This is a genomic window from Lichenifustis flavocetrariae (genome assembly GCF_026130545.1).
GTDB lineage: Bacteria > Pseudomonadota > Alphaproteobacteria > Rhizobiales > Beijerinckiaceae > Lichenihabitans > Lichenihabitans flavocetrariae.
The window spans coordinates 256,696-272,000 of record NZ_JAMOIM010000005.1 but is presented as its reverse complement, the minus strand read 5'-3'; the positions used below and the strand labels follow the sequence as shown (position 1 = coordinate 272,000).

Below are 15,305 nucleotides of genomic sequence, written 5' to 3'. Positions count from 1 at the left end.
CGGGCGGGCGGGCAAGATGCCTTAATAGAACATTAAGAAGATTGGTTAACGACAAATTCGCCGATGCTATTCACGAGTTGGAAATCAGTGACATCTACGTCTAAGGCAGAGCCGCTGTTGATCTACCCTCCCCATTGTCGAGCGAGTACGATCCATGAAGGGTGTCGTTTTTACCGAGTTCCTGGACTTTGTTGCAGCGACCCACGGGTCCGATATGGCCGACGAGATTATCGAGGATGCGGCGCTACCTCATGACGGAGCCTACACCTCGGTGGGTACTTATCCCTTCCAGGAGATGCAGCGCCTCGTCGCGGCACTCTGCCACCGCACGAGAGCAAGTGCGGACGCGCTCCTGAAAGCTTTCGGTGGCCACTTGTGCTCTGCTTTTGCCATAAAATACCCCGACTTCTTCACGGCTTCAAAGACCCTGTTCGACTTTCTCGAAAGCGTCGATCAACACATTCACGTCGAAGTCTACAAGCTGTATCCCGACGCCGAACTCCCCACATTCCGGACGAACTCACGGGATGCCGGCCATCTCTCGATCGACTACGCGAGCTGCCGACCGCTTGAGTCGCTTGCTGAGGGCATGATCCGTGCCGCCGCCCGGCACTTCGGCGAGACCGTCACGATCTCGCGGCGGCGGGTGGAGGACGAAGCGGAGCCCTTCACCCGCTTTTTGATCGAACAGGCCGCTTGATGCAACCGGCGGCGGTGACGGTCGAGGCTCTTCAGGCAAAGTACGAGCGTCGGCTCAGCCGAGAGCGGCGAGCACGAATCGAAGCGGAAGAGCTGCTCGAAGCGAAGTCGCGCGAACTTTATTCCGCCAACCAACGACTGCAGCGCTTGGCGGAGGACCTCGAACAACGGGTGTGCGACAGGACCCACGAACTCGCCGACGCCCAGCGCAAAGCCTTGGCCTTGGCTGAACGCGATCAATTGACCGGCATCGCGAACCGTATGGTGTTCGCGCGCAGGGTTGAGGCGGCGATCCAAAATAGCCAGGTGGATCGGCGCGTCTTCGCCTTGTTTCTGATCGATCTCGACAACTTCAAAGACGTCAACGATGGATTTGGGCACGACGTGGGCGATGCCTTGCTCTGCCATGCCGCCGAGCGTATCGCAGCCGCGGTCTGTGGGCCCGACCGCGTGGCAAGGCTCGGTGGTGACGAGTTCGCAACATTGATTGACGACTGCACGTGCCCGGCCGATCTCGCCGCTGTCGCGACCCGGATCATTGCATTCCTCCGCGAGCCTCTCCGGTATCGCGGCCATGTCGTGGAGGCGTCTTGTTCCATAGGGATATCGATCTATCCCAACCACGGCAGCGATGCCGCCGAACTCCAGCGGTTTGCCGATTTGGCCCTCTACAGAGCGAAAGCCGCTGGTCGCACAACCTTCGTGGTCTTCGATGAGCAGCTGCGCCGCGAGTATGACGACCGCCGTGCCATCGGCTCTGATTTGAAGCTTGCGATCGAGCAGGGCGATGTGGAGCCATGGTTTCAGCCGATCGTTGAGGCACGCACGTCCAAACTCGTCGCGGTGGAAGCGCTCGCGCGTTGGCGACATCCTACGCGAGGACTTTTGCAGCCTGCCATGTTTCTAAGTCTCGCCGAGGAGCGTGGCCTGACAAACGAGCTGTTTATTGCCATGCTTCGGGGAACCTGTCGCAAAACCCTCTCTTGGGTCGGCTCGGGACTGATTAAACAGGCGTCGGTGAATGTTTCGCCGAGCCAGTTCCGCTCGGGCCAGCTTGCCCGTATCGTCGATAACATCGTCCGCGACGAAGGCTTTCCCCCTTCGGCTCTGATCGTCGAGATCACGGAGGATGTGCTGCTCAACGATCTCGGAAATGCCCGCCTGCAGCTCGAGGAAGTTGCCGGTCTCGGGGTTCACGTCGCACTTGACGACTTCGGCGTCGGCTACTCGAACATCGGCTACCTGCGACGCCTGCCTCTCCACCAGCTCAAGCTTGATCGTGTGCTCACGGCGGACATTGCCGAAGATCCTAAGGCCAGGACCATCCTTGCTGCCATTGTCGAGATCGCGCGAACGCTGGACCTCAGGGTGGTGGCTGAAGGTGTAGAGACGGTCACCCAAGCCGAGTGGCTCAGTCATCTCGGATGCGACAGACTCCAGGGCTTTTACTTTGGCCGGGCGACGGAGCACGATCGATTACAGGCGAGTTGGCAACCCGACGTCGTCAATTCCATGCCATCGCCGAGGCTGCTTCAAGGTTAGGAGGCGTCGGCGATTCATCGCTCTGGTTTCGGTGATTTGGGACGACAGTATAGTTCTAATCGCCGTGGAAGGTGTTGGTGGTGTTGCGGAGGTCCATCTTCTCGATGCAGGTCACTTCGCGCAGGAAACCCACGATCACGAGATCGCAACCCATGTCCGCGACTTCCTCGGGCGGAAGCTTGCAAGACAATAACGTATCAGCGATCGATCACGTGGATGATGACGCGCGAGCCGATCAGTTCAGCAGGGGAGGGAACATCGGTGGTGTCCGGTGTCGATGTAAGCTTCGTTCGATGAAGCCTCCCCCGTGCCGCCAGGGTCGCCACATTGCGGGCGCCGTGCAGCACTCGGATAGTGACAAGATCTCGTTCATTGGCCCGGCAATAGATGGCGAAATTGCCCTCGAACGTCACACGAAGGCCGTGGGCAAGCTGATCTCGTGCGGCGCCGATCTGAGAGAACTGCAGTAAGGCTCACAGGCAGCCTCGATGCGACCCAGCAGCCGCGTCGCTATGGCTTCAGACGATTCAAGCCTGACGTGTTCCAGATTTCGGCGAGATCGGCTTCGGCCGTTTCGGTCAGGCGGAGGTTGAGCGGGCGGCCAATACCTTCCTGCCTCGCTCGACGATGCGAGCGGTGTCGAAATCTTTCAAGCGGCCGGCTACCACGTCCGCAAGGCCCGTCTCGATGTCGGCTTTGAGCGCGGCCAGTTCCTCGAACTGAAGGGCGCGCTTCAACTTCCAATCGCGCAAGGCCGCGCGCACCACCTCACTGGCGGAGGCATAATCGCCCGTGTCGACAGCGCCTTTCACGACGGCCACCATTTCCGACGGCAAGGTGATGGTAAGACGCTCGATCTCAGCCATGGCAGTTTCCTCGCATATGGCATGCTATATCATACTTAGTATGATTGCCCCGGAGCTTCCGTTATCCCGTGCAAGGCCGGTCAGGTTCCAAGAACAGGTCGTCGATCGCCTTGCGCATGGCAGTGCGATCCGACGTCGACGCTGATGCTTGGCCCGGTCGCGGAGCATATGGCGCCGTTGGCAAAGGCCTTGAGATTGTGGCCTGGACTTTGATCGCGATGGCTGGTCGCAAGATAGGCCTTGGTCGTCCGCATGGCGGCCTTGTCGTTGACGGCCCGGCGGAGCACGGGTCGGCCTTGGCCGTTGCGCCAGAGCTGCTGCTCCTCGTCCCACTATCTGCCGTCGCCAAGATGCCAGACCTCTCACATCCGCAAATCTCTCTGCACCGCTGCCTCCGTTGCGCCTGACAGGATCAGCAATCGACAATCACCATCGCGGGATGATCGAGGGCCGGGAGAGGCGCTTTTGCGCCGCGAGGCGGACACCGGCATTGGGCGCGCCGAACCCGCGATAATTCCGCCGCTCCACGATTTCGAAGAAGAAGCGGTCGGCGAAGGAGCGCGTGAAGAGCTGGAAAAATTCGCCGGCCTCGTCACGGTCGTAGAGGATGCCCAAGGCGCGTAGATCGGCCATCACGGCGTCGGGAAGATCGTAGCGGGCTTCGAGGTCGTCGTAGTAGTTCTCGGGGATCGGCAGGGTGGAAAAGCCTGCGGCCCGAATGGCGCGCGCCGTCTCGAAAATGTCCTTGGTCTCGAAGGCGATATGCTGCACGCCCGAGCCGAAGAACTCGCTGAGGAACCGGGCCGAGGCAGTGTGCTGGCTCTGCGATCCGTTGAGAACGAGGCTGAGCGTGCCGTCGGCATTCTGCAGCACGACGCTGCGCACAAGGCCACCGGGATCAGCAATGTCCATGCCCGGCGCCTTCGCGACGTCGAAGATCGACGTGTAGAAGAGCAGCCACGACAGCATCTCGTCATATTCCATCGACTGGGCGACGTGGTCGATGCGCACGAGCCCAATGCCTGCATTCGCGCCGTCCTCGTCCACGGCCTCGAAATCGATGTCCCAGAGGCGGCCGAGATCACTCTTGTCGTCGATGAAATACAGCAGGCTGCCGCCGACCCCGCGGATGGCCGGAATGTCGAGCTCGCCTTCGAGAACCGGCTGCTGGAAGGGCGTTGCGAGCAGCGCCTCGGCGCGCGCCAGCACGGCCCCGGCATCCGCCACGCGCAGGCACATGGCGCAGACGGCCGGTCCGTGCATCAAATAAGCCGAATGGGCGAAGCCCTCGCCGTCGCTGTTGATGACGAGATTGACGCCGTTCTGCGACCAGAGCGTCACGTTCTTGGATTTGTGCCGGCCTTTCGGCTGGAAGCCGAGGGCGCGGACCAGGGTTTCGAGCTCAGCGACCGCGCCCTCGTCCACGGCGAATTCGATGAATTCGATCCCGCTGCAGGGCGAGCGCGCGGGCAGCAACCGACCGGTCGGGTTCTGGGTCCGCCGCTTGGCATCATCGTCGAGCAGGATCAGCGAGCGGCGGCCGTCCACCGCGACGGCTCCGGCCGCGCCGGCCCGGAACTGGTCGTTAAAGATCTCGAGCGACAGCACGCCGTCATAGCCCGTAGCCCGCACGGCATCGAGGAAAGCGCCGACCGGCAGGTCGCCTTGACCCGGCATGGTGCGGAAATGGCGGCTCCAGGACAGGAGGTCGAGCTGCAGTCGCGGGGCATCGGCGAGTTGCACCAGGGCGATCTTGTCCCCCGGGATGGCCTGGATGCTCGCCACATCGACCTCCCGTGCAAGCGTGTGGAAGCTGTCCAGGATGATGCTGACCGCCGGGTGGTCGGCGCGGCGCACGATCTCCCAGGCGCTCCAATGGTCGTTGATGAAGCGTCCCCAGGCGAGCGCCTCATAGCCGATCTTCAGCCCGCGCCGATGCGCCCGCTCGCCCAGCTCCCGCAGGTCGGCGGCGGCACGGTCGATGCCGCCCAGCGCATGCGGTGACACGCTGGAGCAGACCAGGATCAGCTCGGTGCCGATTTCCTGCATGACGTCGAATTTGCGCTCTGCGCGATCGAAAGCCTTGGTGCGGAACGGTTCCGGCAGTCCCTCGAAATCGCGAAACGGCTGGAACAGTGTCACCACGAGTCCGGCGTCCCGCGCCATGGCGCCGACCTCGCGGGGCGACAGGTCGTTGGCGATAAAATCGTTTTCGAAGATCTCGACCCCGTCGAAACCGGCCCGGGCAATGGCTCGGATCTTGTCCGGCAGCTCGCCGCTGAGCGACACCGTGGCGATCGACGTCTTCATGGTGTGTCTCCTTGGCGTTGAAGGTTTTGGATGCAGGGCGGGACGAAATCGCCTGGGGCCCGGATTAGAGCGGCGGAACCCATCGGCAGCGCAGTCGTCAGGTCTCGCCCGCCACCTCGGCCAAGCCGAGCAGACGGCGGGCCTCGGCAGCGGTCGCGACACGCCGGCCGCCGCGGGCCACAGCCTCGGCCGCCACGGAGACAAGTTCGGCATTGCTCGCGGCGAGCCGGTCCTTGGTGATGCGGATATTGTCCTCGAGGCCGGTGCGCACATGGCCGCCCATCGCGATGGCCCAGTCGCAGACCTCGTTCTGGTGACGGCCGATCCCCGCGGCCGTCCAGGTTCCGTCCGGAAACACGCGGCGTCCCTCCTCGACCAGGATCTCCAGCAGCCGCCGGTCGGCCGGCATGGCGTTCCTGACACCCAGAACATATTGCAGGTGAGCGCGGCGATCCATGAGCCCTGCGTCAACCAGACGCTTGGCGCCATGGATATGCGACAGGTCGAAGATCTCGATCTCCGGCTTCACGCCGTGGCGTTGCATCTTGGCCGCGAGTTCATCCACCAGCGGCGGCTGGTTCTCGTAGACGATGCTCGGGAAATTGACCGAACCGGTCGACAGCGAGGCCATGTCGGGCCGAAATTCGATCGCGGCGGCGCGTTCGGCGGGGCTGCGGCCCCGGCCGCCGGTCGAGAACTGGATGATCATGCCTGGACAACGCGTGCGTACCCCATAGAGCACGGTCTTGAACAGGGCGGGGTCGGAGGAAGGCGTCTCGTCGGGGTTGCGCACGTGGATGTGGACCAGCGTGGCTCCGGCTTCGAAGGCCGCATGGGTCGAATCGATCTGCTCGGTCGGCGAGACCGGCAGCGCCGGATTGTCTGATTTGCGCGGCACCGAGCCGGTGATGGCGACGCTGATGATGACAGGGTCGGATGGCATGAAGAGGGGTCCGGTCGGGCGAAGGGGAGGGCGTCGAGAAAACCATGGGCTTTGCGCAGGCCCGCGCCAGCACCACTACCATGGGCGGCAGCGCCGTGCATTCGAGCGTCCAGGCGGCGCCGGAGCGTTCGTTCTCATGCACAAGCGCCTGAAGCAGATGCCGGCCGATCCGGCGGTGAAGCGCGCCAGGTCCATCCGCGCCTCGGCCGCGTCCGAGAACGAGGCTTCGTTCTCGGCGTCGACGACGAGCGCCCCGAGAAGCGTATCGGCCTGGTCACCGCCGACATGCTTGCGCGAGATGATCGCGGATGAGGTCGGCCAGAATCGCGGGTGCTCGACGCAGGGAATGCGGCCGGCCCCCGCCACGGTTACGAAGCGGCTGCTCGAGATCAGGTCGGCAGTTCCCCGCACGGGACCGGGGGTATCGAGGTTCCGTCCGGGATCGGTGAACCGTGCTGTCCGTTGCAGTCCAGGAGGCGACGCGGGGCACCGGACCTCTTGAGGTCGTCCACGAAGGCCTCGACCGTCGTGGCCGCCTCGACGCCGCAGGTCCGGGGCACCGCCATGCACTGCTCGATGGCCATGAAGCGGTCCGGCAGGACGCGCATTCCGGGACGGTCTCTCGCGAAGGCGTCGAGCGCTTGGCGCAGGCCGGCGCCGGCGTCGAGCCCGCCGTCTACGAACAGGCGCAACGCCGCGCCCTGGTCGGGCGCCCGCTCGATCGCGGCGTGGCGCAGCGTGCGCGTAAGATGGAGGTCGTAGGCGGCCCTGTTGCCGGTGGCGATCCGCAGCCCGGGCCGGTCGAGGTCGGCGCAGCTTCGGAAGGGCGCCTCGGCCCGCACCATGTAGCTGGCCTCGATCTCAACGTAGGGCGCCGAGAAGGCAACCCGGACGGCGCGCTCGGGATCGGATGCCATGAAGGCGACATCCCATCCGTCGGCGTCGAGTGCCTCGTTGACGCCTTGCGCCGCCGCGAAGGCGACGAGGCGGGTAGGCAGCCCCAGGCGTTCGCCGAAGAGGCGGGCGAGGTCCACCGACACGCCGGTTGGCGGCCCTCCGTCCGCGGCCGCGCGGGCCAGCACCGGGTTGCCGGTGTTGATCGCGACTCGCAAGGTGCCGCTCGGGGCGAGCGCTTGAACCACCGTGGGATTGATCGCAATCATGGGGCCGCCCTGGGAAATGCGGCCCGCAGGGCGTCGGCGCCTCGCGACAGAATCCCGCCGTCGGTGCCCACTGCGGTGAACAGGGTGCCGACGTCGATGCAGCGCTGGGCGAAGGCGTTGTCGAGCGTCAGGATGCCGGCGGGTTTGCCCGCCCCGCGGATGCGGCGAATCGCGTCCTCCACAGCCGCAGACACATCCGGGTGACCCGGTTGGCCGGGATACCCCATCGAGGCGGCGAGGTCGGCGGGGCCGATGAAGATGCCGTCGACACCCTCGACCGCCGCGATGGCCTCGATCTCGCCAAGCGCCTCGACGGTCTCGACCTGGACGAGAAGGCACAGCTCTTCGGCGGCGCGACGCGCGCAGTCGGTCACGCGGCCGAAGCGGTTGGCACGCGTCCAGCCCGACACGCCGCGGAGGCCAGCCGGCGGGTAGAGCATCGCGCTGGTGGCGGCCCGCACCTCCTCGGCATTCTGCACATAGGGGATCAGCAGCGTCTGGGCACCGACATCGAGGTAGCGCTTGATCAGCACCGTGTCGTTGGTGGCAGGGCGGACGACCGCCGATACGGAATAGGGCGCCGCGGCCTGGAGCTGCGCCAGCACGGTGCTAGGGTCGCCCGGCGAGTGCTCGGTGTCGAACAGGACCCAGTCGTAGCCGGCACCTGCCAGCACCTCGGCCGCCGTGCCGCCCGGAAGCGAGCACCAGATCCCGATCTGCTGGCGGCCCTCGCGCAGGGCGCGTTTGAAACGGTTCACCGGCAGGTCCATGGCGTCGTCCTTCTCCGCTTCAGGGCTCCGTCCCGAACCCCGCCAGAGGGTGAGCCCTCTGGACCCCATTCAGCTCAGCCGAACCTGACCGCAATTAGGCGAAGCTGACCGCGATCGCGCCGAGCGGCCCGTAGTCGGCGTGGATCACGTCGCCCGAGGCGATGTCGACCGGCCGCGTGAACGAGCCGGCCAGCACGACCTGTCCCTTCTCCAGCCCAGAGTCGAGAGCCGCGAGCTTATTGACGAGCCAGGCGATGCCGGCAGCCGGGTGGCCCATCACGGCCGCCGACACGCCCGATTCCTCGATCACGCCGTTCTTCGACAGCGTCGCCCCGACCCAGCGGATGTCGACGTCCATGGGGCGAACCATACGGCCGCCCAGCACGATGGGGCCGAAAGCGGCGTTGTCCGCGATGGTGTCAACAATGGCGCGGGGCACCTCGGTCCGGTAGTCGATGATCTCCAGCGCGGGTGTCACGAACTCCGTCGCCCGCATCACGTCGTAGATCTGCGTGCCCGGCCCGCGAAGATCCTGGCCTATGACGAAGGCCAACTCCACTTCGAGTCGCGGCTTCAGGAAACGGTCGGCCGGGATGCGGGCGCCGTCAGCGAAGAGCGCGTCGTCGAGGATGCGGCCGTAATCGGGCTCCGTCATCTTGGACGCCATCTGCATGGCGCGCGACGTCAGGCCGATCTTGTGGCCGGCCACGCGCGCGCCCTTGGCGATCCGCGCCTCGGCCCACAGCGCCTGCACCGCATAGGCGTCGGCGATGTCCATCTCGGGATATGTGCGGGAGAGCTGCGGGATCGGGCGGCGCTCGACCTCGGCGTTCAGCAAAGAGGCGGCCGCGGCGCGGCGCTGGTCGTTGGTCAGCATGGCGATCTCACTTGATGGGCGGGCGGGGCAGCACGGCTTCGCCGGGCTCCATGCGATAGGTGTAGTCGAGCGAATACCAGGGGGTCCCGATGCCCGGGTCTTCGGGATGGAGCTCGTCGTGGCGCACGAAGGCGCCGACCAGCGCGGAAGTGACGCCGAACTGCACGTCGCTGTCGATGTGGGGATCGTTCGGGTCGTAGACCTGGGAGACCAGCACCTTGAAGCCGGGCTTCAGGATCAGCGCGTGGAGGTGAGCCGGCCGGTAGGGGTGGCGGCCCTGCGCGCGCAGCAGACGCCCCACGACGCCGTCGGTCGGGATCGGGTAGCCGATCATCATCACAGAGCGGAAGGCAAAGCGCCCCTCGGCGTCGGTGGTGAACTTGCCGCGCAGGTTCATCTCGGCTTGCTCGGGGTCCTGGTTCTCGTAGAGCCCGACCGGCGAGGCGTGCCACACGTCGACCTCGGCGCCCGCGATGGGTCGGCCCTTCTGGTCCACCACACGCGCGGTGACGAAGAGCGCGTCGCCCGGTGTCTCCGATCGCAGGATAGAGCCGCCATTCTCCACATGTGGCGAGTTCAGCCGCCAGAAGGGTCCGAGCAGCGACTGCGACGTCTCTGTGTTGCCGCCATCGCCGTTGTTGAGCAGGCACACCAGCGACGAAACGCCGAGCGAGCCCGCCATCAGCACGGTCTCATTGTGGGTGTCGCTGGCGAGCTTGCCCATCTCGTTGAGGATCGCCGCCGCGTCGCGGAATTCCGCCTCGGTCAGCCGTGTCTCGCGCACGAAGCCATGCAGGTGCTTAACCAGAGACACCATGATGGCACGCAGACGTGGTTCGTGCGTTCTTTCCATCACGGCGATCACGGCCTCGGTGACGTCCTGCTGGTTCTTGATGACCATCGTGCACCTCCCCGCCAGTCCCCATCGCCGATCATCGATTATCTGTCAACCGACTCTCGTCCGTTCCGGCCGCCGCGATCCGCCGCGGATGTATGACAAGGGGCCATGAACAGCCGCGGCGCGGCTGTTCCAACGGTCGGCGCAGGACGGGACCCAGCTCGCCGTGTTCAGGAGGACATCCATGCCGGATCTGTGAATCGTCGGCGTCCAGGCGCTTCTCAATCGAGACTGGTCCTCGCGCCACCAGTTGCCAATCTCGCGAGGTGCTTCTGCATCATGCTGCTGGACCGACCTCGACACGGCGGCGATCGGCGACATCGCCCCCTTCCTGGTGAAAGGGCAGGGGCCAGAGCGGACGGCCCTGGCGCCCGTATTCAGCGCCGCGCCTGGTTCCGGTCGTGAAGGCCTAGCCCGCGTCGAGGGGGCACCCGGTCATGCGACATTCGCCGACACCGTTTCACCTCGCAGGTGCCGAACAAGTCGACTTGCGGTCTCCTGAATAATCGATTATCGAAGGCGGATCAGCAGTGGAATTGGAAAGATGCGTTATGCTGGGGGGAGGCACGGACAGCGCGGTCTCCGATCGCCTCACAGAGGTCATCCGGGTCGTGGACCCGTCGGATGACAGCAAGAACACGATCGCGACGCGGCTGGTCGATCGCCTGCGCGAGGCCATTCTGTCAGGCGATCTCAAGCCGGGTCAGAAGATCAACCTCGACGCTGTGCGGCGCTCGCTCGACGTCAGCCTCAGCCCCCTGCGCGAGGCGCTAGCGCGGCTGACCGCGACCGGTTTGGTCGCGCTGCACGACAACCGCGGCTATTCGGTCACGCCCCTGTCGCTCAACAACCTTGCCGAGATCACGCGCCTGCGCGTCGAATGCGAAGGCATGGCCCTCGGTGCGGCCATCCGGGCCGGCGACTCCGCCTGGGAAGGCGAGGTCATGCGGGCATTGCACCGCCTCAACCGCACAGTCCGCGACCCGGCGGATCTGCCAAGCCTTGCCGCCTGGGAAACCGCGCATCGTGACTTCCACCGCACGCTTATCGCGGGATGCCACCTGCCCCTGCTGCTCGACTTCTGCGGCACGCTGCACAACCTCAACGACCGGTATCGCCGCATCCTGCTCGTCGCCGGCGGAGGGGACCGCAACGTCGCGATGGAGCACGGGGAGATCGCTCAGGGGGCTGTCGCCCGAGACGAGGCCTATGCGGTGTCGAAGCTACGCGAGCACATCTCACGCACCGGCGCAAGGCTGCTCGACCACCTCAAGCGGACGATGACGCCGTGACGCCCCTCGGGATCGCCCATTTCACCACCATCGAACTGCCGCCGGCCGAGCTGGTGTCGATGGCCGGCCGCGTCGGCTACGCATTCGTTGGCCTGCGCCTGTTCCCGGCCGCTCCGGGCGCGCCTCTCTACGCGGTGCCGCACGGCAGCCTGGAGGCGAAGGCGCTCCACGACGCGATGGAGCGAACGGGCGTCGCGGTGCGCGACCTCGAATTCGTGGTGATCGGGCCGGAGTTCGACGCCGCCGCGTTGGCCCCGGTGCTCGACGCCGCCAGCGCGTTTGGGGCAAAGCGGGTGAGTTGTTGCGGCGCCGATCCCGAACGGGCGCGCCTCGTCGCCAACTTGGCTGCCTTGTGCGACGTCGCGGCCCAGCACGGGATGGGCGTCGACCTCGAATGCATGGCTTGGCGGGACGTCGCCAGCCTCGGCGATGCCGCCGCCGTGATGCGCGAGGTCGGCCGTCCGACGGGCGGCGTGCTGGTCGACGCGTTGCACCTGTCGCGCACGGGGGGCACGCCTGCCGACGTGGCGGCGCTGCCGCCGGCCTTCATCCGGAGCGCCCAACTCTGCGACGCACCCGCAAGAAGCCCCCCGACCATGGAGGGGATCATTGCGGAAGCGCGCGGTGGCCGCCTGCCCCCAGGCGAGGGCGCCCTGCCGCTGCGCGAGCTCCTTGCCGCGCTGCCGCCGGGCGTTGCGCTCTCGGTCGAGGTGCCGATGGACGACGGCCGCCCGGCGGAGGATCGGGCGCGGGACATCTTCGACGCCGCGCGCCGGCTCCTGGAGGCGCCGCCGCCCTGACACCACTCCGGGCCGGCGGCCGGCCCCACCGTTCAACGCCCCGACAAGAGGGCGTCAACCACGCACACAAAGTAACGATATTGAGGGAGGACACCATGACCATCATCTCGACACCAGCCGCGGTCAGGGCCCCGCCGACGGCAACGCGCAGCCGCGCGCGCTTCCGCATCCTGGCGCTGATCTCGGTCGGTACCATGATCAATTACCTCGACCGCACGGTGCTGGGCATCGCCGCCCCGGCCCTGCGCGCCGACCTCGGCATCGACGCAGCCGTAATGGGCTTGGTCTTCTCGGCTTTCGCCTGGACCTATGCGGCGAGCCAGATCCCCGGCGGCGTGTTCCTCGACCGTTTCGGCTCCAAGATCACCTATTTCCTGTCGATCACCTTCTGGTCGCTGTTCACCCTTTTGCAGGCTTTCTCGGCCGGCCTCTATTCCCTGCTGTTCTTCCGCCTGGGCCTCGGCGTAGCAGAGGCGCCCTGCTTTCCAGCCAACAGCCGCATCGTCGGCACCTGGTTTCCGCAGGCCGAGCGCGCCACCGCCACGGGTACCTACACGGTGGGCGAATACATCGGCCTTGCCTTCTTCAGTCCGGTCCTGTTCTGGCTGATGGCGACCTACAATTGGCATGCCATGTTCATCGTGGTCGGCGTGGCCGGGCTGGTCTTCGCCGCCGTCTGGTGGATGGGCTTTCGCGAGCCGCACGAGAGCCTCTCGGTCAACCAGGCGGAACTCGACTACATCGCGGCCGGCGGCGGCCTCGCGCCGAAGGATGCCGCGCGCGTACCCTTCGCGTGGGCCAACGTGCGCCGCCTGCTCGGCTATCGCCAGATCTGGGGTGCCTCTATCGGACAGTTCGCCGGCAATGCCACGCTGGTCTTCTTCCTCACCTGGTTTCCCACCTATCTTGCCACCGAGCGCCATATGGGCTGGGTGAAAGTCGGATTCTTCGCCGTGCTGCCCTTCATTGCGGCCGCCATCGGCGTGATGGCTGGTGGGTGGGTGTCGGATCGGCTGTTCCGCAAGACGGGCTCCGCCAATATCGCCCGCAAGTCGCCCATCATCTTCGGCCTGCTGCTCGCTTCCTGCATCGTTACGGCCAACTACGTCGACTCGGACAGTGCCGTCATCGCCATCCTGTCGCTGGCCTTCTTCGGGCAGGGCATGGTGGGGCTCGGCTGGACGGTGATCTCCGACATCGCCCCGAAGCCGCTCATGGGCCTGACGGGCGGCCTGTTCAACTTCGCCAGCAACCTCGCCGGCATCGTCACGCCACTCGTCATCGGCTTCATCGTGTCGGCCACCGGATCCTTCGTCGGGGCGCTCGCCTTTGTGGGCGGCGTGGCGACGGTCGGCGCGCTCTCCTACGTGTTCCTGCTCGGCGACATCCACCGCATCGAGCTGGACACGGTGGGCTGAGCCGCTTCGAGACAGAGACAGGGAGCCAACGATGAGCCGCCTCGTCACAATCCTCAACGGGCCGAACCTCAACCTGCTCGGCATGCACCAGCCACACATTTACGGGCATGAGACCCTGGGCGATGTCGAGGTGGACTGCCGAACGCTCGCCACCGAACTCGGCCTCGAGCTGCGCTTCCTGCAAAGCAACCACGAGGGGCAGATCGTGGACTGGATCCACGAGGCCCGGGAAACGGCCGGCGGCATCGCCATCAACCCGGCCGCCTTCACTCACACGTCGGTGGCGATCCTCGACGCGCTGAACACCTTCGAGGGTCCCGTGATCGAGGTCCACATCTCGAACGTCCACAAGCGCGAGTCCTTCCGCCACCACTCCTATGTTTCGCTGCGGGCCGATGGCGTGATCGCCGGCTTCGGCACGCAGGGTTACGGCTTGGCGCTGCGGCGTCTCGCCCGCCTGATCGACGAAAAGGCTTGAACCGACCGGCCAGCGTCGCCTCTCGCGGTGGCGCGCCGATGTCGAGGGATGTGCATCAATGAGCAGATACGGCCGGGCGCCGTCGGTCCTCCTGGGACTGATCGGCCAGAACATCCAGGCATCGCGAACCCCCGAGATGCAGATGCGCGAGGCCGAGGCGCAGGGCCTGCGGTGCGTGTACCGTCTCATCGACCTCGCGGCGCTCGGCCTCGGCGTCGAGGCCCTCCCGGACCTGCTCGCGGGCTGCGAGCGCGCGGGTTTCGACGGGTTGAACATCACCCACCCCTGCAAGCAGGCGGTAATCCCGCACCTCCACGACTTGTCCGACGATGCCCGCGCGCTCGGCGCCGTCAACACGGTGCTGTTCCGCGACGGCCGCCGCATCGGTGAAAACACGGATTGGTCGGGCTTCGCCGAGCCATTTCGTGCAAAGATGGCGGGCGCCCGGATGGAACGGGTGGTGCAGCTCGGTGCCGGCGGGGCAGGGGCGGCGGTGGCCCATGCGGCGCTGACCTTGGGCGTCGAGCGCCTGACGGTGTTCGACATCGACCCGACACGGGCCGCCGCGGTCGTGGCCAATCTCACGAAGCACTTCGGGGAAGGCCGCGCCATCGCGGGTATGAATCGCGTCTCCGCGATGGCAGAGGCAACCGGTCTCATCAACGCCACGCCGATCGGCATGGACGCCCACCCCGGCCTTCCGATCGACGCAGACCTCCTGCGGCCCGATCTCTGGGTCGCCGAGGTGATCTACTTCCCGTTGGAAACCGAACTGCTCCGCCGCGCCCGCGCACTCGGCTGTCGCACGATCGACGGCGGCGGTATGGCGGTGTTCCAGGCCGTGGCGGCCTTCCGCCTCTTCACGGATCGTGAACCGGATGCCGAGCGGATGACTTTACAGTTTCAATCAATGAGCGAAGTTTTGTAACAGGTGCCATTTATGTCCAAACTCGCTGTCACGGAGCGGTTTGGAACGTCTGGTTCAGAGCAAGCCTCGATCGGCGTCCCACGGCCTCTTGGGGCGGAAGCCATTCGGCTACTCTCAGCCAACATGGAACTCTAGCGGGATCAGTCCCTTCTATCGCTCGACCACGTATTCCCACCGGTCGCCTGAGCGCTTTTTCGGAGGTTTCGAGCACGTCCTCGATCAGGCGGGTAAGGCTGGCGGCGTGATCGAAATCGGTGACGTTTGACGATCCGTTCTGGATATCCTCGTCGACGCTCTGCCGTTCCCCATCCCGTGAAAGAC

Annotated in this window: 16 protein-coding genes; 7 read left to right on the top strand and 9 right to left on the bottom strand. The window is 65.7% G+C overall.

Going from position 1 to position 15,305, the window contains the following annotated elements:
* Positions 1-154 precede the first annotated feature (154 nt).
* Entirely contained in the window at positions 155-700 is a 546-nt protein-coding gene (locus tag M8523_RS10440; RefSeq protein WP_282584795.1) for a heme NO-binding domain-containing protein, read from the top strand.
* Positions 700-2,241, top strand: a complete 1,542-nt coding sequence (locus M8523_RS10435) for a putative bifunctional diguanylate cyclase/phosphodiesterase (protein ID WP_282584830.1) — start codon at positions 700-702, stop codon at positions 2,239-2,241. Before M8523_RS10440 ends, M8523_RS10435 begins: the two co-directional genes overlap by 1 nt.
* Positions 2,242-2,438: 197 nt before the next feature.
* Here the strand turns inward: M8523_RS10435 and M8523_RS10430 are convergent, their stop codons facing one another.
* The 9 genes from M8523_RS10430 to M8523_RS10390 form a co-directional block, all read right to left on the bottom strand.
* Complete coding sequence (locus tag M8523_RS10430) at positions 2,439-2,654, bottom strand: hypothetical protein (protein ID WP_282584794.1); 216 nt, start codon at positions 2,652-2,654, stop codon at positions 2,439-2,441.
* A gap of 165 nt (positions 2,655-2,819) precedes the next feature.
* A complete protein-coding gene (locus tag M8523_RS10425) occupies positions 2,820-3,107 on the bottom strand; it encodes a ribbon-helix-helix domain-containing protein (protein WP_282584793.1) in 288 nt (95 codons plus the stop codon).
* Positions 3,108-3,533: 426 nt separating this feature from the next.
* Complete coding sequence (locus M8523_RS10420; protein WP_282584792.1) at positions 3,534-5,417, bottom strand: bifunctional sugar phosphate isomerase/epimerase/4-hydroxyphenylpyruvate dioxygenase family protein; 1,884 nt, start codon at positions 5,415-5,417, stop codon at positions 3,534-3,536.
* 97 nt (positions 5,418-5,514) lie between these two features.
* Positions 5,515-6,360, bottom strand: a complete 846-nt coding sequence (locus M8523_RS10415; RefSeq protein ID WP_282584791.1) for a 3-oxoadipate:acetyl-CoA acetyltransferase — start codon at positions 6,358-6,360, stop codon at positions 5,515-5,517.
* A gap of 75 nt (positions 6,361-6,435) precedes the next feature.
* On the bottom strand, positions 6,436-6,771 hold the full coding sequence (locus M8523_RS36730; RefSeq protein WP_428350259.1) for a hypothetical protein: 336 nt from the start codon (positions 6,769-6,771) through the stop codon (positions 6,436-6,438).
* On the bottom strand, positions 6,750-7,523 hold the full coding sequence (locus tag M8523_RS10405; protein WP_282584790.1) for a transporter substrate-binding domain-containing protein: 774 nt from the start codon (positions 7,521-7,523) through the stop codon (positions 6,750-6,752). Before M8523_RS10405 ends, M8523_RS36730 begins: the two co-directional genes overlap by 22 nt.
* Positions 7,520-8,293: an aldolase/citrate lyase family protein gene (locus M8523_RS10400; RefSeq protein ID WP_282584829.1), complete on the bottom strand. Its 774-nt coding sequence runs from the start codon at positions 8,291-8,293 to the stop codon at positions 7,520-7,522. Before M8523_RS10400 ends, M8523_RS10405 begins: the two co-directional genes overlap by 4 nt.
* A 94-nt stretch (positions 8,294-8,387) precedes the next feature.
* Positions 8,388-9,170 (bottom strand): 2-oxo-hept-4-ene-1,7-dioate hydratase, encoded by a 783-nt coding sequence (hpaH, locus tag M8523_RS10395; RefSeq protein ID WP_282584789.1) that lies wholly within the window; start codon positions 9,168-9,170, stop codon positions 8,388-8,390.
* 7 nt (positions 9,171-9,177) lie between these two features.
* Positions 9,178-10,071 (bottom strand): dioxygenase family protein, encoded by an 894-nt coding sequence (locus tag M8523_RS10390; RefSeq protein ID WP_282584788.1) that lies wholly within the window; start codon positions 10,069-10,071, stop codon positions 9,178-9,180.
* Between the two features lie 548 nt (positions 10,072-10,619).
* Here M8523_RS10390 and M8523_RS10385 point away from each other — a divergent pair.
* The 5 genes from M8523_RS10385 to M8523_RS10365 all read left to right on the top strand — a co-directional run bounded on the left by M8523_RS10385 (position 10,620) and on the right by M8523_RS10365 (position 14,984).
* Positions 10,620-11,360: a GntR family transcriptional regulator gene (locus tag M8523_RS10385; RefSeq protein WP_282584787.1), complete on the top strand. Its 741-nt coding sequence runs from the start codon at positions 10,620-10,622 to the stop codon at positions 11,358-11,360.
* Positions 11,357-12,160, top strand: a complete 804-nt coding sequence (locus M8523_RS10380; protein ID WP_282584786.1) for a sugar phosphate isomerase/epimerase family protein — start codon at positions 11,357-11,359, stop codon at positions 12,158-12,160. The genes M8523_RS10385 and M8523_RS10380 overlap by 4 nt, the downstream gene beginning before the upstream one ends.
* A 95-nt stretch (positions 12,161-12,255) precedes the next feature.
* Positions 12,256-13,578, top strand: coding sequence for an MFS transporter (locus tag M8523_RS10375; protein WP_282584785.1), 1,323 nt, complete (start codon positions 12,256-12,258; stop codon positions 13,576-13,578).
* Between the two features lie 31 nt (positions 13,579-13,609).
* Positions 13,610-14,056, top strand: coding sequence for a type II 3-dehydroquinate dehydratase (gene aroQ / locus M8523_RS10370; protein WP_282584784.1), 447 nt, complete (start codon positions 13,610-13,612; stop codon positions 14,054-14,056).
* A gap of 58 nt (positions 14,057-14,114) precedes the next feature.
* Positions 14,115-14,984, top strand: coding sequence for a shikimate dehydrogenase (locus tag M8523_RS10365; protein ID WP_282584783.1), 870 nt, complete (start codon positions 14,115-14,117; stop codon positions 14,982-14,984).
* Positions 14,985-15,305 lie beyond the last annotated feature (321 nt).